We start from the raw sequence: 24,568 nt of genomic DNA, 5'->3' as shown, positions 1-24,568 counted from the left end.
TGATGAAAGCTTCCCTGCGTCAGCGTCTCGACACCTTTGCCGAGCGCTTCGAGGAGCTCGCTGCTCTGTTGGCGGACCCCGAGGTGATTGCCGATCAGCCTCGCTTTCGCGACTATTCGCGGGAATATGCCGAGCTCGATGACCTGGTGGCGACATGGCACGATTATCGCGCTGTGGAAGGGGATCTCGAAGCCGCCGAGGCGCTCGCCGACGATGCCGATGCCGAAATGCGCGAACTGGCATCGATGGAACGCGAATCGGGGCGGGAGAAGCTGGAAGCGCTGGAGACACGACTCAAGCAACTGCTGGTGCCCCGGGATCCGGACGACGCGGGCAACGTCTTCCTGGAGATTCGCGCCGGCACCGGTGGCGACGAAGCGGCGCTGTTCGCCGGCGACCTGTTCCGCATGTATTCCCGTTATGCCGAACTGCATGGCTGGAAGGTGGAAATCGTCAGCGCCAGTCATGGCGAACAGGGGGGCTACAAGGAGCTGATTTCCCGGGTCAAGGGCGAGGGCGTCTATGCGCGGCTGAAGTTCGAGTCCGGCGCCCATCGCGTGCAGCGCGTGCCGGCCACCGAATCCCAGGGGCGTATCCATACCTCGGCCTGCACGGTGGCGGTGATGCCCGAAGCCGCTGAGGTGGGCGAGATCGATATCGACTCCAACGAGCTGCGCGTCGATACTTTCCGCGCCAGTGGCGCCGGCGGGCAGCACGTCAATACCACCGACTCGGCGATCCGCATCACCCACCTGCCGAGCGGTGTGGTGGTGGAATGCCAGGAGGAGCGCAGTCAGCACAAGAACCGCGCCAAGGCCATGTCGCTGCTCGCCGCGCGCCTCAAGCAGGCGGCCCAGGACAGCCAGCGTCAGCAGCAGGCTGACGAGCGCCGTTCACTGGTGGGCTCGGGCGATCGCAGCGAGCGGATTCGCACCTACAACTTCCCCCAGGGCCGGGTCACCGATCATCGCATCAACCTGACCCTCTACAAGCTCTCCGATGTGGTTGGCGGTGAGGGGCTCGACGAGGTCATCGAGCCCTTGATCAACGAGTACCAGGCTGAGCAACTGTCCGCTCTGCAGCAGGAGGGCTGATGCGTCTGGACATTCTGCTGGCGCGGGCTGCCACGCGGCTTGCCGATGCCGGCTCACCCAGCGCGCGTCTCGACGCCGAGGTATTGCTGTGCCATGTGCTCGGGGTCGACCGTGCCTGGCTCTATACCTGGGGGGATCGGGAGGCCGACAGCTTCGACCAGGCGCGCTTCGAGGCCCTGATCGCCGCCCGGGCGGCGGGGCACCCAGTAGCCTATCTCACTGGCGAGCGTGAGTTCTGGGGGCTGCCCCTGCTCACCGGCCCGAGCACCCTGATTCCCCGACCCGATACCGAAACGCTGGTTGCGGCGGCACTGTCGCGCATGTCCGGTCGCGCCGGCCGGTTGCTGGACCTGGGCACCGGCACCGGCGCCGTCGCGCTGGCCCTGGCAAGCGAGTGCCCCGACTGGCATGCGCTCGGCATTGATCTCAACCCCGATGCCGTGACGCTGGCGAAGCGTAACGCCGAGCGGCTGGGCATTGCCAATGTCGGCTTTCGGGTTGGCGACTGGTTCGCGGCACTCGACGAGACCGGCTTCGACGTGATCGTCGCCAACCCGCCCTATCTGTCCGACGATGACCCGCATCTGGCGCTCGGCGATGTGCGCTTCGAGCCGCGCAGCGCCCTGGTGGCGCGGGAGCGCGGGCTGGCTGATCTCCATCACCTTGTCGATGCCTCGCGGGACCGGCTGGCGTCGGAGGGCTGGCTGTTGCTGGAGCATGGCGCCGAGCAGGGAGCGGCGGTGCGCGAGGCCTTGCAGGCCAGTGGATATCGGGACGTGACCAGCGAGCGGGATCTGGCGGGGCACGAGCGGGTCAGTCTCGGGCGATGGACGGGAGAGCGTCGTTGAGAGCCCGGGCTGGAGCCCGCGGGGGCGGCTATGTTAAACCTGAGGGCAGTAAAAAATGCCATCAGTGACTGTCTTGGCATGAGTGAATACCAGAAATCACCTGTTAACGGGTGTTTTCCAGGTAAAGCCTCTGCCAAGACGGCAAAGACCAACGCCCACCGCGTGTCAGGACGACAATGAAAACCAAGACCCGCTCGCTAGATCGTATTGACCTCAATATCCTGCGTTGCCTGCAGGAAAATGCTCGTATCTCATATGTGGATCTTGCCTCTCAGGTAGGGCTTTCCACCACGCCCTGCCTGGAACGCGTCAAACGCCTGGAGCGTTCGGGCGTGATCCGTGGCTACAAGGCACTGCTCGATCCCCGGGCCCTCAAGGCCAACTTGCTGGTGTTCGTCGAGATCAGCCTGGAGACCCAGTCGCCCGCGGTATTCGACGAGTTCCGCCGGGCGGTGGCCAAGCTGCCGCAGATTCAGGAATGCCACCTGGTCTCAGGGCAGTTCGACTACATTCTCAAGTGTCGCATTCCCGAGATGTCGGCCTATCGCCAGTTGCTCGGCGATGTGGTCCTGACCTTGCCGGGTGTCAAGGAGTCGAAGAGCTATGTGGTGATGGAAGAGGTCAAGGAAGATGTCTCCCTCCACGTGCCCGATATCGAGGAGTTCGACGACAAGTGAGCCCGATGAACGATGAAGCGCTGCTGCGCTATAGCCGTCAGATCATGCTCGATGCGATCGACATCGAGGGCCAGGAGCGGTTGCTGGCCGGCCACGCCTTGGTGGTCGGCGCCGGCGGGCTCGGCTCGCCAGTGGCGCTGTACCTGGCGGCGGCTGGCATGGGCCGCTTGACGTTGGCCGACGATGACGAGGTCGAGCTTTCCAACCTGCAACGCCAGATTGCCCATGGCATGGCCGATATCGGTCGTCCCAAGGCTGAGTCGGCTCGCGATGCCGCCCTGGCGCTCAATCCCGATTGCGAAATCGTCGCGCTCACCAGCCGCCTGGACGGCGAGGCACTCCGGGCGGCGGTGGCCCAGGCCGATGTGGTGCTCGACTGTACCGATCGTTTCAGTAGTCGCTACGCGGTCAACGCCGCATGCCGGCATGCCGGGGTGCCGCTGGTGTCGGGGGCGGCCATTCGCTTCTCCGGGCAACTGGCGGTGTTCGATCCGCGCGACCCGCAAGCGCCATGCTACGGCTGTCTCTATCCTCCGGGCGAGGGCGGTGACGAGGAACTCCGTTGTGCCGAGAACGGCGTGGTGGCCCCCTTAGTCGGTCTCATCGGCTGCTTCCAGGCGCTGGAGGCGATCAAGCTGGTCAGTGGCGCTGGCAACGTGCATCGAGGCCTTTCCACCTTCGATGGTCTGACGGGCCAGTGGCGCCATTTCAAGGTGCCTCGAGATCCCGAGTGCCCGGTGTGCCATGGCTGACCGGCGAGACATCGCCGCTTGTCCCGGGCCCGGTCGCGCTGTCGCCCTATATCGCCTGTTGTCTTGCCCATCCGCTTGCTTGCCGTGTCTTCCAGACTGCCTTCTGACCGCTTTCGTTGATAGACGTTTGATGGTGTTTACTTGACGCCTGACGGGGCGGGTACTGACAAGAATTTCCGTCCAGCCCCGAAAGAATATGCCCTGGTAGCGGCGATAAGGCGTGAAAAACAAGGCCTTCGACACACTCTCGGTTTGGTTTCTTATTGGGCGATGTTGTTGATTCGTTATTGAATACTTGACATTAAACGCAGTGCTGGTGTCAAACTGAAGCTGTCCCGATCGGCCGAAGCCAGCGGGGCGATGAACAACAACGAGCGCACTGCGCACCGAACAGGCTGATTGTATGAAGACTTCCGCTCCCCAAGAGCGCCCCGCTTCCTGGTACCGCGACTCCATCACCGTCGAACTCGATCCCTGTGGTCCGCTGGATGAGGACCGTCATGCCGATGTCTGTGTCATCGGCGGCGGCGTCACCGGCTGCTCGGCGGCGCTGCATCTGGCCGAACGGGGCTACTCGGTGGTGCTGCTCGAAGCCGAGGACATCGGCCACGGCGCTTCCGGCCGCAGCGGCGGCCAGATCCTGCCCGGTCTCGGTACCGAGATTGCCACGATCGAACGGGCACTGGGACTGCAGAGCGCCCGGTGCATCTGGGAAATGAGTCGCGAGGCGGTACGCCTCACCGCCGATCTTGTCGAACGCCATGCGATTCCCTGCGAACTGGCCTGGGGCTATCTCCACGCAGCGGTCAAGCCGCGCCATGTCCGGGAGCTGGAAGCATTCCGCGAGGAACTGAACGGCAAGTACGGCTATACGGCGCTGGAATGGCTGGAAGGGCAAGCGCTGCGCGACCATGTGGTCACCGATGCCTATCCTGCCGCCCTGTATGATCGCGAGGGCGGACATCTGCATCCTCTCAACTATACGCTGGGCCTGGCTCGTGCCGCGCAGCGCGCCGGTGTACGGCTATATTCGCACAGTGCGGTCAAGGAAATCCGCCGAGGCGAGCCGGCCGTCGTGATCACCGATGGAGGACGCGTCACGGCCGATGTCGTGGTGCTGGGCACCAATGCCTACCAGGCTGGCCTGGTGCCCGAGCTGTCGGGGCGCATCATGCGTGCCGCCAATTACATGATCGCCACCGCACCGCTGAGCGAAGAACAGGCGGCCCAGGTGCTGCCGAGTGGCGATGCCTTGTCCGACGCCAATTTCGTGCTCGATTACTATCGGCTGTCGGCGGATCGCCGCCTCATCTATGGGGGCGAAGTCAGCTACGATGGACGTGAACCCCCGAATCTTCAGGCGCGCATGGACACCAAGATCGCCAGGCTCTTTCCAGTGCTCGAGGGCGTGCCCATCGAGTACCGATGGGGTGGCGACGTGGCCATCACCCTCAACCGGGCACCGGATTTCGGGCGCCTGGACGACAACCTCTTCTACGCCCAAGGCTACTCGGGCCACGGCATGGCCATGGCGGGACTCGCCGGCAAGCTGATGAGCGATGCCATCGCCGGCCAGAGCGCGGGCTTCGATATCTTTGCCGCCATGCCGCATCGGCATTTCCCCGGGGGGCGACTGTTGCGCAAGCCGTTGCTAGTGCTGGCCACCCAGTTTTATAAACTTCGCGATCGCCTCTGAGCGAGGCCACCGACCAACGAAGAGGGCACCTCCATGAGCGATACCATTCCGGCGGACATCGCCGACAAGACGGATGTGACGCCGGCAGCGGAGACGCCGTGCCAGGACGACTCGACTCGCAAGGCCTCCGCCATTGAGCTGCGAGGCCTGCATAAGCGCTTCGGGCGTGACACCGTGGCACTCGACGGGGTTGATCTGCATATTCAGGCTGGCGAATTCTTCACTCTGCTGGGGCCTTCCGGTTGCGGCAAGACGACCCTGCTGCGCATCCTGGCCGGCCTTGAGGAGCCTGATCAGGGAACCTTGATGGTCGGCGGCAAGGAGCTCACCGAGGTGCCGCCGCACCGGCGCAGCGTCAACACCGTCTTCCAGTCCTATGCGCTCTTCCCGCATCTTTCGGTGCGCGACAACCTGGCCTTTGGCCTCAAGATGCGCGGCCTGCCGGCGGCAAAGCGCGATGCCAAGGTCGACGAGATCGCCGACTTCATCAAGCTGGGGGATCTGGTCGATCGCCGTGTCGACCAGCTGTCCGGTGGGCAGCGTCAGCGCATCGCCCTGGCCCGGGCGCTGGTCTGCGAGCCGGATGTGCTGCTGCTCGACGAGCCGCTTTCGGCGCTCGATGCCGGTCTGCGTTCCCAGCTCCAGGTTGAGCTGCAGCGCTTGCAGAAGCGGTTGGGCATGACCTTCGTGTTCGTGACTCATGACCAGGATGAGGCGATGGTCATGTCGGATCGCATCGCCGTGCTCGATGGCGGCAACATCCAGCAGGTCGGCGCACCCAGCGATGTGTACGAGCGCCCGGCCAATGCCTTTGTGGCCCGCTTCATGGGGCATGACAATCTGTTCGCCATTCACCGCAGCGAAGGCGACTGGGTGGAGACCGAGATCGGTCGAATGAGGCTGTTGCCCGAAGAGCAACGCGATACGTCCGATGGCTGGTTGCTGGTGCGGCCCGAGACGCTGGAACTCGGTCCCGAAGTACCGGAGGGCTATAACCGGATGGAAGGTATCGTGCGCGAACGCCTGTATCGCGGCAGCCGCATCGAGTATCGGCTCGAGGTCAATGGGCAGGTGGTGATGGCTGTGGCCAGCAACCTGGGCCAGCGGATACATCGAGAGGGCGACGAGGTGACCATCAGCGTCTGTCCGGAAGACCTGGTCCGGGTCGCTGCCTGAGGAGGGTGTCATGGTCGAAATAACTCAGCACACAATGCGCCGCCGGGCCGTGGTCAGCGAGATGCGCCACCTGTTGTTCAGCGTTACGCCCGGCGCGGCCTGGATCATCATCTTTCTGGTATTGCCCAGTGCCTACCTGATGGGCGTGGCCTTCATGACCAATGGTCCTTACGGCCTGCCACAGATGCCCCTGACGCTGGATGCCTTCGAGCGCCTGGCCGGGTTCGGTTTTCTCGGCTGGAGTCCGGGGAATCTCTATACCCTGCTACGCTCGCTGTGGCAGACCCTGCTTTCCACGACGCTGGTGGTGTTGGTGGCCTATCCGATCGCCTATTACATCACTACTTGCCGCGAACGCTGGCGACCGATCATGCTGCTGGCGGTGGTCGTGCCCTCCTGGACCAACCAGGTGATCCGCACCTTCGGCTGGATGAATCTGCTGGCGCCGGGAACGCCCTTGGCGGAATTGGCCGAAGGGCTCGGGCTGATCGCACCCAACATGGGGCTTTATCCCTCCAACTTCGCGGTCACCCTGGGGTTGGTCTACAACTTCCTGCCGTTCATGGTGCTGCCGCTCTATGCAGCCTTCGAAAAGCTCGACACCGCCCAGGTGGAGGCCGCCCAGGATCTCTACGCCTCGCCGGCGCGCGCCTTCTGGCACGCGGTCTTCCCGCAGACCCTGCCGGGATTGCTGGCGGGCATCGTGCTGGTGGCTATTCCAGCGTTTGGCATGTACGTGATTCCCGAACTGCTGGGTGGCGGCAAGGGCATGATGCTGGGCAATCTGGTGGCCACCCAGTTCTCGGGTGGCTCCAACTGGCCGCTGGGCGCGGCTGGCGCGATCCTGATGCTGATCGCTACCTTCATCGGGCTGTTCGCCATGCGTCGCATCGGCAAGCGCCTGGGTGGCGGCGAGGAGGTGGTGATATGAGCAAGCGTGCGCTGAAACGTGGCCTGACAGGCTTCTGGTGGCTGACCCTGTTCTTCCTTTATCTGCCCCTGGCAGTGGTGGTGCTGTTCTCCTTCAATTCCGCCAACAGCTCGGCCAGTTTCTCGGGGGTCTCGCTGCGCTGGTATCACCGGTTGCTTGGCAACGAGCAGATCCTCTCGGCCTTCGCCAACAGCATGGTGCTGGCCGTGGTTTCCTCGGTGGTCGCCCTGGTCATCGGCTGTCTGATTGGCTATGGCATGTATCGCCATCGCCATCGCAAGCTCGGCTGGCTGATCGTGCTGATCTATCTGCCGATCGTGCTGCCGGATATCGTCTTCGGCATCTCCGAGATGGCCTTCTTCGTCCAGATCCACCAAGCCACGGGACTGTTGAAGCCAGGGCTGGGGACCATGATCATCGCCCACGTGACCTTCCAGATTCCCTTCGTGGCGCTGATTGTCTATTCGCGTTTCGTGGGGCTCGATCCGACGCTCTTCGAGGCTGCCAAGGATCTGTACGCCACGCCGTTCAAGCGGGTGCTGCACTTCATGCTACCGACCATCAAGCCAGCGTTGATCTCGGCTTTCTTCCTGTCCTTTACGCTGTCCATCGATGACTTCGTCATCAGCTTCTTCACGGCGGGACCGGAAAGCGCGACCCTGCCAATCTATATCTGGGGCGCGATCAAGAAGGGGGTGTCGCCGGAGATCAATGCCATCGCATCGCTGATGATCGGTGCCGTGGCCGTCGCCGCCATTCTGAGTCTCGTCTTCAGCCGTCGCCGGCAAACCTAGGCCGACGTCACCATCGAGGGGAAACGAGGAGTCCATCATGAAAATCAACAAGACGATACTGGCCTTGTCCTTGGGAAGCTTTGCACTGGCAGGACAGGTCCAGGCACAGGAGAACAAGCTGTACCTGTTCAACTGGACCGAGTACATGGATCCCGCGATCATCGAGGCTTTCGAGGAGAAGTACGATGTCGAGGTGGTCCAGAACTATTTCAATTCCAATCCCGAGATGTTTGCCAAGCTCAACGCTGGTGGCACCTCTCAGTACGACATTGTCGTACCGTCGAACTACTACATTCCGCGCCTGATCGAGACGGGTTTGGTCAAGGAACTCGACAAGTCGAAGCTTGATAATCTCGACAATGTCATGGAGCAGTTCGCCGATCCCTCCTACGATCCCGGAGCGCGTTATTCCGCGCCCTACCAGTGGGGCGTGACCGGCCTGATCTACAATACCGAGACCTTTCCCGATGCGCCCAAGAGCTGGTCGCTGCTCTTTGATCCCGAGGTCAATCCGGAGTATCCCTTTGGCCTGATGGGCGATGGCCAGGTCAGCATCGGGATTGCCTGCGCCTATCTCGGCCATGGCTATGACTGTACCTCCATGGACGCCTGGCGTGAGGCGGCACAGCTGCTTATCGAGACCAAGAATCGCGGGACATTCAGCGGCTTCACCGACGGCACGCCGGCCCTGCAGCAGCTGTCACGGGGCGTGACCCATGCGGGACTTTCCTACAACGGTGACTTCCTGTTCTACAAGGAAGAGAACCCGGAAGCCTTCGCGGATATGGAGTTCATGATTCCCGACGAGGGTGCCGAGATGTGGGTAGACGCCATGATGATTCCCAAGGATGCGCCGAATCCCGACATGGCCTACAAGTTCATCGATTTCATTCTCGATGCCGAGGTCGGTGCTCAGCTCTCCAACTACAACTACTACGCCAGTCCCAACGCCGCGGCTCGCCCCTATCTCGACGCGGTGCTGACCGAACCGCCGGTCCAGCCCAGCGAAGCGGACATGGCGCGACTGCGTTTCACGCCGACCCTGGAAGGCGAGCAATTGCAGACGTTCCAGCAGCTGTGGTCGGAGGTTAAATCGCGGTGAGCACGAGGGTCCGGCTTGGTGCCGGGCCCACCTTCAGCAGCAAGGATATTCCCATGAGTAACCGTCAGGAGCTGCCGCTCCTCAACGATTGGTTTCAGCAGCACGGCATCACCGAAGTCGAGTGCCTGGTCGCCGACATGACCGGTATTCTCAAGGGCAAGATCATGCCCGCCAGTAAGTATCTCAATGGTGGGCGCCCCCGGCTGCCGGATTCAATCTTCATTCAGACCGTCACCGGCGGCTATCCCGATGACGAGGAGACCCAGTTCTGGAATCCCGTCGAGCGTGACATGGAGCTGGTGCCCGATCCGAATGCCGTCTATCTGGTGCCCTGGACGGAGGATGCCACCGCCCAGATCATTCACGATTGCCACTATTTGACCGGCGAAGAGGTGGAGCTTTCGCCGCGCCATGTCCTCAAGCGCGTGCTGGCGCTCTATGAGGCTCGAGGCTGGAAGCCGGTGGTGGCGCCCGAGGTGGAGTTCTTCCTGGTCAAGACCAATACCGATTCGGATTATCCATTGGAACCGCCGGTCGGGCGCAACGGGCGACAGGAGAGCAGCCGCCAGTCGTTTTCCATCGACGCGGTCAACGAGTTCGACCCGTTGTTCGAGGAAATGTACGACTACTGCGAGGCCATGGGGTTGGATCTGGATACCCTGATCCATGAGGAAGGGGCCGGCCAGATGGAGGTCAACTTCCAGCATGGTGATCCGCTGACGCTGGCCGATCAGGTAATACTCTTCAAGCGCACCCTGCGCGAGACGGCCCTGCGCCACGGCATGTATGCCACCTTCATGGCCAAGCCCATGGCCGGGGAGCCGGGCAGTTCGATGCATCTCCACCAGAGCCTGATGGATGCCGAACGAGGCCATAACCTGTTCGCCGGTGACGATGGCCAGCCAAGCCGTCTCTTCCACCATTTCATCGGTGGTCTGCAACGTTATCTGCCGGACGCCATGCCGCTGCTGGCGCCCAACGTCAATTCCTACCGGCGCTTGCTGCGCACCGAGAGCAGCGGTTCGGCGCCGATCAACGTGGAATGGGGCATGGACAATCGCACCGTGGGGTTGCGGGTGCCGGTGTCCACGCCCGAGGCTACCCGGGTCGAGAATCGGCTGGCCGGTGCCGATGCCAATCCCTACCTGGTGATGGCGACCTCGCTGGCCTGCGGCTATCTGGGCATGCTCAGCCAGCTCGAGCCGCGTCCGCCCATGGTCGGCTCGGCCTGGTCCCATGGCAACAAGCTGCCCGACGACATCGGGCCGGCGCTGGAGCTGTTGCGTGAGTGCAAACCCCTTGCCGATATCCTGGGCGAGCGCTTCACCAACAGTTATCTGGCGGTCAAGAGTGCCGAGCATCGCGAGTACTTCCAGGTCATCAGCTCCTGGGAGCGGGAACATCTGCTGCTGAGAGTCTGAGAGAGGAGTGGCATCGTGACGGCGAGGACTCCGCCGGGGAGCCCGCGCGGTCACGATGGGCTAGGCTGGAAGGGCTTTTCATCCATATGGAGATACGCTCATGCGACCCTTCCTGGCCGTCATGGTCGGCGCTTGTCTGCTCGGTACCGGCACGATGGCAAGCGCTGCCGACAAGCTCTACCTGTTCAACTGGACGGAGTACATGGATCCCGAGGTCGTGGCGGACTTCGAGGAAGCCCACGATGTGGAGGTGGTGCAGAACTACTTCACCTCCAACGCCGAGATGTTCTCGAAGCTTTCGGCGGGTGGCGATGCCCAGTACGACGTGGTGGTGCCCACCGATTACTTCGTGCCGCGGCTCATCGAGGCGGGGCTCGTCCAGCCGCTCGATCCGGCTCTGCTTCAGGGGCGGGAACATCTGATGGAGGCGTTCAGGCATCCCTCTTATGATCCCGAGGAGCGCTACAGCGTGCCCTATCTCTGGGGCGTGACCGGCATCGTCTACAACACCGAGCGCTTCCCCGATCCACCGACTTCCTGGCGTCTACTCTTCGATCCCGAGGTGAATCCCGATCAGCCCTTCGCGCTGCTCGGCGGCGATCCCCAGGTCGCGCTGGGCATGGCCTGTGCCTACCAGGGGGCAGGATTCGACTGTGTCGGCCAGCAGCCCTGGATCGAGGCGGCGCGCCTGGTCAGCGAGACGCTGGATCGCCCCAATTTCACGGGCTTCGTCGATAGCACGGCGGCCATCGAGCAGGTGGTCAGGGGCGTCTCCCAGGTTGCCGTGACCTACAGTGGCGATGTGGAGTATCGCAAGGCGGATTCTCCCGAGACGTATGAACACCTCGACTTCTTCGTGCCCGAAGAGGGCTCGCAACTGGGCGTGGACACTTTGGTGATTCCCGCCCGGGCGCCGCATCCGGAACTGGCCCATGCCTTCATCGATTTCCTGATGCAGCCCGAGAATGCCGCGCGCTCGGCCACCTATGCCTACTATCGGACGCCCAACGAGGCGGCGCTCGAGCGGTTACCGCCAGCGCTCGCCGAGACTTCGCGGCTGGATGGTGAGCATCGTGACCGACTGGTGACCACGCCGCTCATCGAGGGGGAGAGGCTGCAGATGCTGCAGCAGTTGTGGTCGGAGGTGCGCAGCCGCTAGGCACTGTCCGAAGAGTGTCTAACCTTCGCTCGTCAATTTTTCAGACAAGCGCCTAGGTGGGCATCGCTGGAATCTGCGAGCGTGCCAAGCGCGGGGTGCGCTGCGCTCGGGCGTCTGGCGATCGATGTCCAACACTTGCTTGGTGGTGAATATCATGTACCTTTTTGTTTGCCTTGTGGCATGTGTATGCCTATCATCGGCGATATTGTGTTGAATAAAATAACCACATGGAGGTCTTCATGACTGCCACCTCGCCCACGGAGCACATCGCATCCTGGTATGCGGCATCCGCGAATCCCGCGCCCTCGCGTCCGCCCCTGGAAGGAGAGGTCAACTGCGATATCTGCGTGGTCGGCGCCGGCTTCACCGGCATCTCGGCGGCGCTGCATCTGGCCGAGCAGGGATTTAACGTGGTGGTGCTGGAAGCCTCCCGAGTGGGGTTTGGCGCCTCCGGGCGCAATGGCGGGCAGATCGTCAACAGCTACAGCCGCGACATGGACATGATCGAATCCCGGTACGGGGCCGAGACGGCCCGTGCCCTGGGCGACATGGCCTTCGAGGGCAATCGTATCATCCGCGAGCGCGTGGCCGAGTATGACATTGCCTGCGACCTGCGCGACGGCAACCTCTTCGCGGCCTGCAACGCCAGGCAGCTCAAGGGGCTGCGCGAGCACAAGGCGCTGTGGGAGCGTTATGGCCACCAGGAACTGGAGCTGCTGGAAGGTGCGGCGGTCAAGCGTGAAGTGAATACGGAGCGTTATGCCGGTGCGCTGGTCGATCACTCGGGCGGGCACATGCATCCGCTCAATCTGGTGCAGGGCGAGGCCACCGCCTTCGAGTCGCGGGGTGGCGTGATCTACGAGCAGACGCCAGTGACCCGCCTGACGCATGGTGATCCGGTTCAATTGACCACGCCCGGCGGCGTGGTGCGTGCGACTCGTGTGGTAATGGCCGGCAATGCCTACCTGCAGGGCGTGGTGTCCGAGCTGGAAGGCAAGTCCATGCCCTGTGGCACCCAGATCATCGCTACCGAGCCGCTGGAAGCGGAGCGTGCCCAGGCCCTGTTGCCGAACGGCTTGGCGGTGGAGGACTGCAACTACCTGTTGGACTACTTCCGCCTCACCGCCGATAACCGGCTGCTCTATGGCGGTGGCGTCAACTATGGGGGCCAGGATCCGAACGACATCGAGGCGGTGATTCGGCCCAAGATGGAGAAGACCTTTCCCGGCCTGAAGGATGTCGGCATCGAGTATGCCTGGAGCGGCACCTTCCTGATGACCCTCAACCGGCTGCCCCAGTTCGGCGTGCTCAATGACAACGTCTACTACGCCCAGGGTTATTCGGGCCACGGTGTGACCTGCACGCATCTTGCTGGCCGCTTGATCGCCGAAGTCATGACCGGCCGCGACGAGCGCTTCGACGCCTTCGCTGGCCTGCCGCACCTGCCGTTTCCCGGCGGTCGCATGCTGCGCGTGCCGCTTTCGGCCATTGGTGCCTGGTACTACCAGACGCGGGACAAGCTGGGCATATGATCCGTCGCCTGTCGCCTGTCGCCTGTCGCCTGTCGCCTGTCGGCGACGGCGGGTCAATCAATATGGAACTCCTTGTGGGGCGCCCAAATGGGCGCCCCGTGCGATTAAACTGGGGTCTGTACGAAAAGTATCTGCACTCGGTGATACGGTGTTGAAATCAGTCTCCAAATGCTCATTTACCCCCTTGTAAACTGCGCTTTCTCGACGGATTTCGCCTTGTCTCACCTTCGCTCGCCGACTTTTCGTACAAGACCGCCCTAGACAGGGAACCGGTGGAACTGAAATACCACCTCTCCCTGTGGGCCGCTGGGCACACCTTGCCCGGCGCCGATGCTGATCAAAGGAGGAAACGATAATGAGCAAGTCGATCATCGTGGGCTCCACCCTGGCCGTGCTGGGCTTGGGTGGCATGGCCTTCGGCGCCTGGCAGGTGCAGGAGGCACGTCAGCCGCAATATGCCGAGATCACTGGGGTCGAGACCCTGACGCGTAGCGTCGAGACGCCGCGAGAGGTCTGTGAGAACGTGACGGTCCAGCGCCAGGCACCAACCCGGGATCCGCATCGCGTCGTCGGGTCGGCCGCCGGAGCCATCGTCGGCGGGCTTCTCGGCAACCAGATCGGCGGCGGCAGCGGCAAGAAGATTGCCACCGTGGCTGGTGCGGTCGGCGGTGGCCTGGCGGGACGCGAGGTGCAGGAGCGCATCGAGTCCGGACAGACGATCACCACCACCGAGCAGCGCTGCCACACGGTGACCGATACCCATCAGGAAACGACGGGCTATGAGGTGAGCTGGCAACACGATGGCGAGGTACGTACCACGCGTCTGGACAGCCGGCCCGAGGGCGAGCGTGTCCGCCTGGTGGATGGCCAGCCCCAGTGGAAATCGCTGTCCGCCGAGGGATGAGCGACCGTCACCCTGGCCTGGGGCGTGGTCCTGCCAGGAAAGGGCGCGATCAAGAGGCCTGGCGGCGCTGCTCGGCCATCTGTTCGACGGCCTGCCGGGCGATCGGATTCAGATCGCAATCGGCGTCGTCCAGGCAGCCGATCAGTCGTTCCTTCATGCTGCGCGCCCAGAACTTTTCCAGGTGATTGCGCACGCCCGTTGCGGCGTCGTTCGAACTCTGGAGATTGGTGGCGATCTGGTTGGCCATGTGAATCAGCGTTTCGCGTTGATCGTGCTGCATATCGATGTCCTCAACCGGCCGCCGGGGCTGGTGATGGCTCGGCGGTGGGGCGATGGTAGACGAGATGACGTCCCGGGCGGGCGAAGCCGACCAGCAAAAGACCCGCGGCCCTGGCCTGCGTCACCGCCAGGCTGGTGGCTGCCGAGACGGCCACTAGGGCGCCGATGCCGGCACTGGCACACTTGTGCACCATCTCGTAGCTGGCGCGGCTGGAGACCAGCGCGAAGCCGGCTTTGCGGTCGGTGGTATTGCGGGCCAGGGCGCCGATCATCTTGTCCAGGGCGTTGTGGCGTCCGACATCCTCTCGGACGATGAGGATATCGCCGGCCAGGTTGCACCAGGCGGCGCCATGGCTGGCGCCGGTGGCGGCCTGCACCGGCTGGTGTTCGCGCAGCCGTGACAGGGCTTGCTGGATGGCGGCGTCGCCCAGGTCGGGAGCGGTGACCGAGGGAATCGGCCGGATGGCCTGCTCGAGTGACTCGGTGCCGCACAGGCCACACCCGGTCTTGCCTGACAGGCTGCGACGGCGCTGACGCAGTTCCGCCATGCGCTGGCTGGCGATATCCAGATGCAGGGCAATGCCGTTTTCCTCGTGGCGCACCTCGATGTCGTAGAGCTCGTGCGGATGCTCGAGGATGCCCTCGGTCAGGCTGAAACCGAGTGCGAAGTCCTCGAGGTCGCTGGGACTGGCCATCATCACGGCATGAGATATGCCGTTGTAGATCAGGGCCACCGGCACCTCGAGGGTCAGGTCATCATCGCGCCTGATGGCACCCCAGCCCGGCTCCCGGTGTTCTTCCACCGGGAGTCGTTCCGCGCGTCCAGCGACGTCCGTCACTGTGGCACTCCATGTGCGGTGGGCTCCTTGGCTGCTGTCAGGAAGTGGCGCTGTTCGCGGTCGAAATCATCGAAGCGCTGTTGCCAGGCCGAGGGTCGGCTGACCTTTTCCACCTGGACTGCCGTGACCTTGTACTCGGGACAGTTGGTGGCCCAGTCGGAGCTGTTGGTGGTGATCACGTTGGCGCCACTGCCCGGGTGGTGGAATGTTGTGTAGACCACGCCGGGCTGCATGCGCTCGCTGAGGCGTGCCCGCAATACCGTCTGGCCGGAGCGGCTGGTGATGCCCAGCCAGTCGCCGTCGTTGATGCCGCGCATTTCGGCGTCGGAGGGGTGGATCTCCAGGATATCCTCGTCATGCCAGACCTGATTGTCGGTGCGCCGGGTCTGGGCGCCGACATTGTACTGGGAGAGGATGCGCCCGGTGGTCAGCAGCAGCGGGAAGCGTCGGTTGGCGCGTTCCTCGGTGGCCACGTACTCGGTGATCGCGAAACGCCCCGGGCCGATCGGGAAGTCGATCTCGTGCATGGTCGGGGTGCCCTCGGGATGCTCGGCATTGCAGGGCCACTGCAGGCTGCCGAGGCGCTCGAGCTTGTCGTAGCTGACGCCGGTGAAGGTCGGTGTCAGCTGGGCGATCTCGTCCATGATCTCGGAGGGATGGCGGTAGTCCATCGGATAGCCCAGGGCGCGAGACAGCTCGACAGTGACCTCCCAGTCTTCCTTGCCGGCGCGCGGAGGCATGACCTTGCGCACCCGGTTGATGCGCCGTTCGGCATTGGTGAAGGTGCCGTTCTTCTCCAGGAAGCTGGAGCCGGGCAGCAGCACATGGGCGTACTTGGCGGTCTCGTTGAGGAAGATGTCCTGCACGATCAGGCAGTCCAGCGAGGTCAGCGCCGCCTCGACGTGCTGGGTGTTGGGGTCCGACTGGGCGATGTCCTCGCCCTGAACGTAGAGCGCCTTGAAGCTGCCCTCGATGGCCGCATCGAACATGTTGGGGATGCGCAGGCCGGGTTCGTCGTCGAGGGGGACGCCCCAGAGTTCCTCGAAGCGGCTGCGGGCCGTGGCATCGGCGACGTGCTGATAGCCAGGCAGCTCGTGAGGGAAGGAGCCCATGTCGCAGGAACCCTGAACGTTGTTCTGGCCGCGCAGCGGATTGACCCCGACGCCTTCGCGCCCGATGTTGCCGGTGGCCATGGCGAGGTTGGCGATGCCCATGACCATGGTCGAGCCCTGGCTGTGCTCGGTGACGCCCAGGCCGTAGTAGATGGCGCCGTTAGGAGCCTTCGCGTAGGTGCGAGCGGCGCGGCGCACGGCCTCGGCGGATACGCCGGTGACCGACTCGACGGCCTCCGGGGCGTGACGCTCCTCGCTGATGAAGTCGCGCCAGGCCCGGTAGGCTTCGGTGTCGCAGCGCTTGGCGATGAAGTCGTGATCCTCGAGTCCTTCGCTGACCACCACATGCGCCAGGGCATTGACCAGCGCCACGTTGGTGCCCGGGCGCAGCGGTAGGTGCTGGGCATCGCCGCGGTGCGGGGTGTCGAGCAGGTCGATGTGGCGCGGGTCGGCGACGATCAGGCTGGCGCCTTCGCGCATGCGGCGGCGCATCTGCGAGGCGAATACCGGATGGGCATCGGTCGGGTTGGCGCCGATGACGATGATGGCATCGGATTTCATCACCGAGTCGAAGGTCTGGGTGCCGGCGGATTCGCCGAGGGTGGTCTTGAGGCCATAGCCGGTCGGCGAGTGGCAGACCCGTGCGCAGGTGTCGGTGTTGTTATTGCCGAAGGCGGCACGGATCAGCTTCTGCACCAGGTAGGTTTCCTCGTTGGTGCAGCGCGACGAGGTGATACCGCCGATGCTTTCGCGACCGTACTTCGCCTGGGTGGCCTTGAGGCGTTCGGCGGCGAAGTCGATAGCTTCCTGCCAGCCGACCTCGCGCCAGGGCTGGTCGATGGCGTCGCGAATCATCGGAGTGGTCAGGCGATCTCCGTGGGTGGCGTAGCCGAAGGCGAACCGGCCCTTGACGCATGAGTGGCCGTGATTGGCGTCGCCGCCCTTGTAGGGCACCATGCGCACCAGTTGGTCGCCCTTCATCTCGGCCTTGAACGAGCAGCCTACGCCGCAGTAAGCGCAGGTGGTGATCACGCTGTGTTCCGGCACGCCCTGATCGACCACGCTCTTCTCCATCAGCGTCGCCGTCGGGCAGGCCTGGACGCAGGCGCCGCAGGACACGCACTCGGAGTCCATGAAGTCTTCCATCTGCCCCGGCGAGACCTTGGAGTCGAAGCCCCGGCCGTCGATGGTCAGCGCGAAGGTGCCCTGGACTTCCTCGCAGGCGCGCACGCAGCGCGAGCAGACGATGCACTTGCTGGGGTCGAAGCTGAAGTAGGGATTGGAGTTGTCCTTCTCGGCGGAGAGGTGATTCTCGCCCTCGAAGCCGTAGCGGACTTCGCGCAGGCCTACGGCGCCGGCCACGTCCTGAAGCTCGCAATCGCCATTGGCCGGACAGGTCAGGCAGTCCAGCGGATGGTCGGAGATGTAGAGCTCCATGACGTTGCGGCGCAGCCTGGCCAGCTTGGTGTTCTGGGTGGTCACCTGCATGCCGGCTTCCACCGGCGTGGTGCAGGCGGCCGGGTAACCGCGCTTGCCTTCGACCTGCACCGCGCACAGCCGGCAGGAGCCGAAGGCCTCGAGATTGTCGCTGGCGCACAGCTTGGGGATGTTGATGTCGGCGAGCGCTGCCGCCCGCAGCACCGAGGTGCCTTCGGGCACAGTGATTTCCTGGCCGTCGATGGTCAGCGCGATGTGTTTTTCGGAGAGTCGGGCGGGGGTGCCCAGATCTTTCGAAGCGTGCTTGTTGGGGTCGTAATAGCCGATCATGGCGTTCTCTCCCTCAGCGCTCAACGCTGCAGGTCGTCGGGGAAGTGGGTCATCACGCTCTTTACCGGGAAGGGGGTCATGCCGCCCATGGCGCACAGAGAGCCGTCTTCCATGGTTTCGCAGAGTTCGTCGAGGAGTTCGAGATTGGCGTCGCGATCCTGGTTGGCAAGGATGCGGTCGATGACCTCCACCCCGCGCGTCGAGCCGATGCGGCAGGGAGTGCACTTGCCGCAGGATTCCACGGCGCAGAATTCCATCGAGAAGCGAGCCTGCTCGGCCATGTCGACGCTGTCGTCGAACATCACCACGCCACCATGGCCGACCCCCGCGCCGACACCGGCGAAGGTCTCGTAGTCCAACGGCAGGTCCCATTGGCTCTCGGGCAGATAGGCACACAGCGGCCCGCCGACCTGTACCGCGCGCAGCGGACGTTCGGTGAAGGTGCCGCCGCCGAAGTCTTCCATCAGCTCGCGCAGGGAGGTGCCGAAGGCTAGTTCGACCAGGCCGCCGCGCTTGACGTTGCCGGCCAGCTGCAGTGCCAGGGTGCCGCGCGAACGGCCCATGCCGTAGTCGGCGTAGGCCTCGCCGCCCCGGTCGAGGATGTAGGGCACGGCGGCCAGCGAGAGCACGTTGTTGACCACGGTGGGGCGTCCGAACAAGCCCTCGATGGCCGGCAGGGGTGGCTTGTAGCGCACCATGCCACGCTTGCCCTCGAGGCTCTCCAGCAACGAGGTCTCCTCGCCGCAGATGTAGGCGCCGGCGCCGAGGCGCACTTCGAGATCGAAGCGTCGGCCGCTGCCGCGAATGTCGGCGCCCAGATAGCCGGCCTGCTCGGCGCGCTCGATGGCTTCATCGAGAATGCGATGGGCCAGAGGATATTCGGAGCGCAGATAGATGTAGCCCTGGGTGGCGCCGACGGCGAGGCCGGCGATGGCCATTCCCTCGATCAGCATGTAGGGGTCGCACTCCATCGCCAGGCGGTCGGCGAAGGTGCCCGAGTCGCCCTCGTCGGCGTTGCAGACGATGTATTTCTGATCGCTCGGGGCATCGTGCACGGTCTGCCACTTGATGCCGGTGGGGAAGGCGGCGCCACCCCGGCCACGCAAGCCGGATGTCTTGACCTCGTCGACGATGGCCTGTGGTTCGAGGGTCAGCGCGGTTTCGAGGCCACGAAATCCATCCAGGGCCAGGTAGTCGGCGATCGAGAGTGGGTCGGTGACGCCAATCCGGGAGAAGGTCAGCCGCTGCTGGCGGGCCAGATAGGGAATCGCCTCGGTGGGGCCATGTGCCAGTGGGTGTTCGGTGTTTCCCTCCAACAGGCCGGCATCGAGCAGCCCCGCTACATCGCCCACGCTGACCGGACCATAGGCCATTCGGCCGGCGTCGGTCTCGATCTCGACCAGAGGTTCCAGCCAGGCGAGCCCCCGCGAGCCGTTGCGGGTCAGGGCGATCTCGATGCCCCGAGCGTCGGCTTCGGCCACCAGCCGGTCGGCCACCTCGTCGGCACCCATCGCCAGCGCCGTGGTGTCACGGGGAACGAAGACACGGACCATCATTTCACCTCCAGGGGCACGGTGCGCAGGTCATCGACCAGGCGATCGAAGGTTTCCGTGGTGACACGACCGTGCACCCGGTCGTCCACGCAGATCGACGGGCCGCAGGCGCAGTTGCCCAGGCAGTAGACGGCTTCCAGGGTGATCTCCTGGTCGCGGGTGGTCTGGTGGTAGTCGACCTCGAGGCTGGCCTTGGCGTGGGCCTCCAGGGCACGTGCCCCCATCGCTTGGCAGGCCTCGGCACGGCAGATACGGACCACATGACTCCCCGGTCGGGAGGTGCGGAAATGGTGGTAGAAGCTGATCACGCCATGGACCTCGGCGCGGGTCAGGTTCAGGGATTCGGCGATGATCGGTACGGCGGCGTCGGGAATGAAGCCGACACGGTCCTGAATCGCGTGGAGAATTGGCAGCAGGGCACCGGGCTTGTCTTTCAGGGCGTCGATCTCGTCCTGAATCAGCTGCGGCGTCCACTCGGCGGGAGCGCTCATCGGGCATCACCTGAATTGTTGTCGTCTATATAGGCACGCGAGTTCATATTGTAGGGATTCGGCGTGCGTCACGGTTGCTTTAAAGCTAGCATTGGTCTGTCAATCACAAAATATGAAACTTGCTTCATATGAAACGTATACGCATCACTCCGGCCTGGTATTTCAGCGACGAGGCGGGCAATCAACTCGATCCGCAGCTGTTCGTGCTGCTTGAGGGCGTGCATCGGCACGGCAAGCTGACCGAGGCGGCGAAGATGGCGGGGGTGTCCTACCGGCACGCCTGGAACCTGCTCGGCAAATGGCAGGAGTTCTTTGGCATCAGCCTGGTCGAGCTGCAACGCGGGCGGGGCGCCCATCTGTCGCCACTCGGCGAAAAGTTGCTGTGGGCCGAGCAGCGGGTGATCGCGCGCCTGGGGCCGCAGTTGGAGAGCCTTGGCTCGGAGCTCAATCTGGCCATCCAGCAGACCCTGGAAGGCGTGAAGCCCGTGCTGCGGCTGCATGCCAGTCACGGCTATGCGGTGGAGCTGCTGCCGGAATTTCTCGATGAGCTGCGCCTTGATCTGCAGTATTGCAGCCCCCGGGAGGCGCTGATCGCCCTGAATCGTGGCGCTTGTGACCTGGCCGGCTTCCACCTGCCCCAGGGGCCGGTCGGCGAACGCCTGGTGCGGGACTATCGTGCCTTGCTGAAACCGCGCAGTCATCGCGTGCTGCGCTTCATCACCCGTCGTCAGGGCCTGATGATCACCCCGGAGAATCCTTGTGGCATCCGCGGACTGGCGGACCTGGTGCATGGCGAGGCGCGTTTTATCAATCGTCAGTCCGCCTCCGGCACACGGGCCTTGCTCGATGGACTGCTGCGGGCGGAAGGGCTGCCGGCGCGGCGTATTCGTGGTTATGAACTCGAGGAGTATACCCATTCGGCAGTGGCGGCTTACATCGCCGCCGGGATGGCCGACGTGGGCTTCGGGGTGGAGACGGCGGCGCGGCGATTCGGGCTTGATTTCATACCGCTGGCAAGCGAGGACTATCTGTTGCTGTGCCACCATCGAAGCCTGGCCGAGCCGAGGCTGGAAAGCTTCCGGGAGGTGCTGACCAGGCAAGCGTTTCAGGAGGCCGTCCTGGCGTTGCCGGGCTATTCGCTGAATCGGTGTGGCGAGGTCGAGGGGATCGAGGCGTTGATCGCGGGATGAGGTCGACCACGCCCGGTCGGGCGTGGTCGGAGGGGCTCAGCTCATGGCGAAGCCGAGCGCCAGGAAGCCAGCGGCGGTCACCAGGGCGCCGAGCAGGGCGTAGGGCAACTGCGTCAGGCCATGCTGCATGGGCAGGCAGCCGCTTCCCTGGGCGGAGAGCACCGAGGAGTCGGAGAAGAAGCAGGCGTGGCTGCCAAAGCTCGAGGCCGAGAGCAGGGCACCGACGACCAGAGGCATCGAGGCATCCATGTGCTGGGCCATGGGGACCACGATGGGAATCGAGATCACGAACACGCCCCAGGACGAGCCGGTGGCGAAGACCACGACCGCCATGGTCAGGAATACCAGCGCCGGCAACAGGGCCTTGGTCAGGTAGGGCGACAGGGCATCGATCATGAACTGGGTCATGCCCAGCTGGTCGTTGACCTCGCGCAGTACGAAGCCCACAGCGACGATGGCCAGCGGCAGCATCATGGTGCGGAAGCCGTCCATGATGGCGTCCATCAGCGTATTGAAGGTCGCCAGCCGCTGAACGAGATAGAGCGCCAGGGTGAATAGGGTGGCGACGATCACGCCCTTGAGCAGGTCGATCTCGAAATAGGCGCTGGCACCGATCAATACCGCCATGGGTGCCAGGAAGTTGAACACGCCGACCCAGGGGCGCCCGCGCGGGGCCGCGTCCTCGGAGAGCGTCTTGTCCGGGGTACCGTCGGGGATCGGTTGTCCGTTTTTGGCGCGTGCTTCGGCGGCTTTCATCGGTCCCAGGTCGGGCAGCAGGCCGAGTGCCACCAGCACCACCAGTCCCATGGCCACCCAGCCGTAGAGCATGAAGGGAATCGACTGGATGTACAGCCACATGCCGGGGCCGTCGGTGGCCGAGTTGGTTTCCAGCAGTTCGGCGAAGTACACCGCCCAGGTCGACAGGGGCACCAGGATGCAGATCGGTGCGGCGGTGGAGTCGACGATGTAGGCCAGTTTCTCGCGAGAGACGCCGAAGCGGTCGGTCAGACGCTTCATGGCCGCTGAGGTTGCCAGGGCGTTGAGGTAATCGTCGATGAAGATCAACACGCCCAGCGCCGCGGTGCTGAGCATCGATTGCCGCCGGGTCTTGACCAGTCGCGTCAGGCAATGGCTGAAGCTCAGGGTGCAACCGGATATCTCCAGCATGGCGATGAAGCCGCCCATCAGGCCACAGACCAGAATCAGCCAGGCGATGGTCTCGTTCATCATCACCGACAGCGAGATATCGGCCAGCTCGCCGATGAAGTCATCGGGTTGCAGCAGGATCAGGCCGCAGATAGCGCCGATGGCCAGGGCCTCGAGGGTACGATGAGTGGCGATGGCCACGATCAGCACGATAAGCGAGGGCACCATGCTGACCCAGCCATAGTCGCTGGCGCCGCTATGCGTCAGTGTCAGAGTCGCCACGGTGGCCAGGATGCCGACGACCAGCAGCAGGGTGCGCCCTGTGCCGCGTTGCATCGGCAGACTGGGAGCGAAGGGATGAGGTGTCTGGCTCATGCTCGATCTCCTTCGGCACGGAAAGCGGGCCGCTTGTCGATTATCGGGTCGATACAGGTTGTCGTTGTCATCTTGCCTGTCCCTTTTGTTGGATGAATGAAGCGGGATGTCCGGGCACGCGGGGTCCTTGCCCGGCCGCGCGGGGCAGCCGGGGGAGGCGAATCGGGTGCGTCGGGTGGCGGATCAGACGTGGCGCAGGTACCAGTCGTATTCCAGCTTGCTGATGGACTGCATGGTCTGGTCTCGTTCGACGCGACGGTTGGCGACGAAGACGCGCAGGAAATCGGGACCCAGCGCCTCGGCGAGAATCTCGTCGCGTTCCAATAGATCCAGGGCCTGACGCCAGCTGTTGGTCAGGCTGGGAGCGACCTGGTCATAGGCATTGCCGGTGATCGCCGGCGGTGGTGTCAGGTGATGGTGAAGGCCGTGGTCGATGGCAGCGAGCAGGGTCGCCACCAGCAGATACGGATTCACGTCGGCGCCGGCGACGCGATGCTCGATACGCCGTGCCCGGTTGTCGCCGGAGGGGATGCGCACCGCCACCGAGCGGTTGTCGTAGCCCCAGGTCGGCGCCATGGGCACGTAGAGGCCGGGCTGGAAGCGCTTGAAGGAGTTGAGGTTGGGGGCGAGCAGCCCCATCGAGGCCGGCATGGTCTCAAGCAGCCCGGCCACCGCGCGCTGGAGTTCTGGGGTGCCCAGGTGAGCCCCGTCCTCGTCGGAAAAGACGTTGCGGCCGTTTTCGTCGAGCAGGCTGATGTGCACATGAGTGCCGCTGCCGGCTTCAGTACCGTAGGGCTTGGCCATGAAGGTGGCGTCGAAGCCATGCTTGAGGGCCACGCCCTTGATCAGGCGCTTGAGCAGCACGGCGCTGTCACAGGCCGCGAGCGCATCGTCGCTATGGATCAGATTGATCTCGAACTGCCCTGGCGCGCACTCCTTCAGGGCGGTGTCCAGCGGCAGTTCCTGGGTTGCGGCGGCGCTGTGGATCGCTTCGAGGAAGTCCGCGTATTCGTCGAGCTCGTTGATCGAATAGAGCTGGCTCTGGGTGGCGCGTTCCCCGCTGCTCGGTGAGAGCGGCGGCTGGATCATGCCCAGATCGTCACGCTGTCGGTCGACGAGGTAGAATTCCAGCTCCACCGCCACGACCGGCGTCAGTCCGGCGCGCCGGAAGCGCTCGAGCACGCGGTCGAGCACCTGGCGGGGGTCGGCGAAGAAGGGCGTGCCGTCGGGCTCTGCCATGGTCATCAGCAACTGGGCCTGCTGCCCGTTGCGCAGCCAGGGGCTCGGCATGAGGGTGCCCGGTACCGGATGACAGACCCGGTCGCCGTCGCCGCTGTCGAGTCCCAGTCCGGTTTCCTCCACGGTATTGCCGTGAATGTCCAGGGCGAACACCGAGGCGGGCAGGTTGACGCCGTCGCGATAGACCTTCTCGAGGTTGTCCCGGGGAATGCGCTTGCCGCGCAGTACGCCATTGAGGTCGCTGATCAGCAGATCGATGCTGACGATGTCGGGGTGGCGCTCAAGGAAGGCCTGGGCCTCATCGACGGGATTGGGTGACATGCTGCACCTGTTGGAGTCTGGTTGTTAATGATGCTGTCATCTTTGAATCAACTCTTCGTGTTGTCAAATTTTTTACGCCACATTGCCTTTGCCTGACAAGTCGTTTTTCGTTTTTTTCGCCGTTTTTCAGCGAGATCATGTAGATAAAGCAGAGGGTGTGGCGCTGGGCC

General features: G+C 63.9%; 21 protein-coding genes. 14 read left to right on the top strand and 7 right to left on the bottom strand.

The window, feature by feature from the left end; translation table 11 throughout:
- Positions 1–2: 2 nt before the first annotated feature.
- The 13 genes from prfA (at position 3) to FZZ93_RS10295 (ending at position 14,086) form a co-directional block, all read left to right on the top strand.
- Complete coding sequence (gene prfA / locus FZZ93_RS10360; protein ID WP_149322258.1) at positions 3–1,094, top strand: peptide chain release factor 1; 1,092 nt, start codon at positions 3–5, stop codon at positions 1,092–1,094.
- Positions 1,094–1,942: a peptide chain release factor N(5)-glutamine methyltransferase gene (gene prmC, locus FZZ93_RS10355; RefSeq protein WP_149322257.1), complete on the top strand. Its 849-nt coding sequence runs from the start codon at positions 1,094–1,096 to the stop codon at positions 1,940–1,942. Before prfA ends, prmC begins: the two co-directional genes overlap by 1 nt.
- Positions 1,943–2,118: 176 nt before the next feature.
- On the top strand, positions 2,119–2,619 hold the full coding sequence (locus FZZ93_RS10350) for an Lrp/AsnC ligand binding domain-containing protein (protein WP_149322256.1): 501 nt from the start codon (positions 2,119–2,121) through the stop codon (positions 2,617–2,619).
- Between the two features lie 5 nt (positions 2,620–2,624).
- Positions 2,625–3,371 carry a HesA/MoeB/ThiF family protein gene (locus FZZ93_RS10345; protein ID WP_149322366.1) on the top strand — a complete coding sequence of 249 codons (747 nt, stop codon included), beginning with the start codon at positions 2,625–2,627 and terminating at the stop codon, positions 3,369–3,371.
- A 403-nt stretch (positions 3,372–3,774) separates the two neighbouring features.
- Positions 3,775–5,067 (top strand): NAD(P)/FAD-dependent oxidoreductase, encoded by a 1,293-nt coding sequence (locus FZZ93_RS10340; RefSeq protein WP_149322255.1) that lies wholly within the window; start codon positions 3,775–3,777, stop codon positions 5,065–5,067.
- A 33-nt stretch (positions 5,068–5,100) separates the two neighbouring features.
- Complete coding sequence (locus FZZ93_RS10335; RefSeq protein WP_149322254.1) at positions 5,101–6,243, top strand: ABC transporter ATP-binding protein; 1,143 nt, start codon at positions 5,101–5,103, stop codon at positions 6,241–6,243.
- 10 nt (positions 6,244–6,253) lie between these two features.
- Complete coding sequence (locus FZZ93_RS10330; RefSeq protein WP_149322253.1) at positions 6,254–7,174, top strand: ABC transporter permease; 921 nt, start codon at positions 6,254–6,256, stop codon at positions 7,172–7,174.
- Complete coding sequence (locus FZZ93_RS10325; protein WP_149322252.1) at positions 7,171–7,968, top strand: ABC transporter permease; 798 nt, start codon at positions 7,171–7,173, stop codon at positions 7,966–7,968. The genes FZZ93_RS10330 and FZZ93_RS10325 overlap by 4 nt, the downstream gene beginning before the upstream one ends.
- Before the next feature lie 37 nt (positions 7,969–8,005).
- The gene (locus tag FZZ93_RS10320; protein WP_149322251.1) at positions 8,006–9,070 is read left to right on the top strand and encodes an ABC transporter substrate-binding protein; all 1,065 of its coding nucleotides are present in this window, start codon (positions 8,006–8,008) and stop codon (positions 9,068–9,070) included.
- A 53-nt stretch (positions 9,071–9,123) separates the two neighbouring features.
- Positions 9,124–10,491 (top strand): glutamine synthetase family protein, encoded by a 1,368-nt coding sequence (locus FZZ93_RS10315; RefSeq protein WP_149322250.1) that lies wholly within the window; start codon positions 9,124–9,126, stop codon positions 10,489–10,491.
- A 100-nt stretch (positions 10,492–10,591) separates the two neighbouring features.
- Entirely contained in the window at positions 10,592–11,650 is a 1,059-nt protein-coding gene (locus FZZ93_RS10310; RefSeq protein WP_149322249.1) for a polyamine ABC transporter substrate-binding protein, read from the top strand.
- Positions 11,651–11,889: 239 nt separating this feature from the next.
- Entirely contained in the window at positions 11,890–13,182 is a 1,293-nt protein-coding gene (locus FZZ93_RS10305; RefSeq protein ID WP_149322248.1) for an NAD(P)/FAD-dependent oxidoreductase, read from the top strand.
- 355 nt (positions 13,183–13,537) lie between these two features.
- Positions 13,538–14,086 carry a glycine zipper 2TM domain-containing protein gene (locus FZZ93_RS10295; protein ID WP_149322246.1) on the top strand — a complete coding sequence of 183 codons (549 nt, stop codon included), beginning with the start codon at positions 13,538–13,540 and terminating at the stop codon, positions 14,084–14,086.
- Positions 14,087–14,135: 49 nt separating this feature from the next.
- On the opposite strand, the gene FZZ93_RS10290 is transcribed toward FZZ93_RS10295, so the two are convergent.
- From FZZ93_RS10290 to FZZ93_RS10270, 5 genes are read right to left on the bottom strand one after another with little or no spacing between them, the layout of a single operon-like run.
- Complete coding sequence (locus tag FZZ93_RS10290; RefSeq protein ID WP_149322245.1) at positions 14,136–14,366, bottom strand: formate dehydrogenase subunit delta; 231 nt, start codon at positions 14,364–14,366, stop codon at positions 14,136–14,138.
- Positions 14,367–14,376: 10 nt separating this feature from the next.
- The gene (gene fdhD, locus FZZ93_RS10285) at positions 14,377–15,204 is read right to left on the bottom strand and encodes a formate dehydrogenase accessory sulfurtransferase FdhD (RefSeq protein ID WP_149322244.1); all 828 of its coding nucleotides are present in this window, start codon (positions 15,202–15,204) and stop codon (positions 14,377–14,379) included.
- Entirely contained in the window at positions 15,201–18,083 is a 2,883-nt protein-coding gene (gene fdhF, locus FZZ93_RS10280) for a formate dehydrogenase subunit alpha (protein WP_149322243.1), read from the bottom strand. The genes fdhD and fdhF overlap by 4 nt, the downstream gene beginning before the upstream one ends.
- Before the next feature lie 20 nt (positions 18,084–18,103).
- Positions 18,104–19,639 carry a formate dehydrogenase beta subunit gene (locus tag FZZ93_RS10275; protein WP_149322242.1) on the bottom strand — a complete coding sequence of 512 codons (1,536 nt, stop codon included), beginning with the start codon at positions 19,637–19,639 and terminating at the stop codon, positions 18,104–18,106.
- Complete coding sequence (locus tag FZZ93_RS10270; RefSeq protein ID WP_149322241.1) at positions 19,636–20,127, bottom strand: formate dehydrogenase subunit gamma; 492 nt, start codon at positions 20,125–20,127, stop codon at positions 19,636–19,638. The genes FZZ93_RS10275 and FZZ93_RS10270 overlap by 4 nt, the downstream gene beginning before the upstream one ends.
- Before the next feature lie 128 nt (positions 20,128–20,255).
- Between FZZ93_RS10270 and FZZ93_RS10265 the strand changes: the two genes are divergently transcribed.
- On the top strand, positions 20,256–21,317 hold the full coding sequence (locus tag FZZ93_RS10265; RefSeq protein ID WP_149322240.1) for a substrate-binding domain-containing protein: 1,062 nt from the start codon (positions 20,256–20,258) through the stop codon (positions 21,315–21,317).
- Between the two features lie 36 nt (positions 21,318–21,353).
- Here FZZ93_RS10265 and FZZ93_RS10260 read toward each other — a convergent pair whose 3' ends face one another.
- Positions 21,354–22,838 carry a Na+/H+ antiporter NhaC family protein gene (locus tag FZZ93_RS10260; protein ID WP_149322239.1) on the bottom strand — a complete coding sequence of 495 codons (1,485 nt, stop codon included), beginning with the start codon at positions 22,836–22,838 and terminating at the stop codon, positions 21,354–21,356.
- Positions 22,839–23,021: 183 nt separating this feature from the next.
- Positions 23,022–24,398, bottom strand: a complete 1,377-nt coding sequence (locus tag FZZ93_RS10255) for a glutamine synthetase family protein (protein WP_149322238.1) — start codon at positions 24,396–24,398, stop codon at positions 23,022–23,024.
- Positions 24,399–24,568 lie beyond the last annotated feature (170 nt).

The sequence above is a fragment of the Halomonas eurihalina genome, from assembly GCF_008274785.1.
GTDB classification, from domain to species: Bacteria; Pseudomonadota; Gammaproteobacteria; order Pseudomonadales; family Halomonadaceae; genus Halomonas; species Halomonas eurihalina.
Note: the sequence above shows the minus strand (reverse complement) of the source record. Positions and strands in the feature narration are given on the sequence as shown.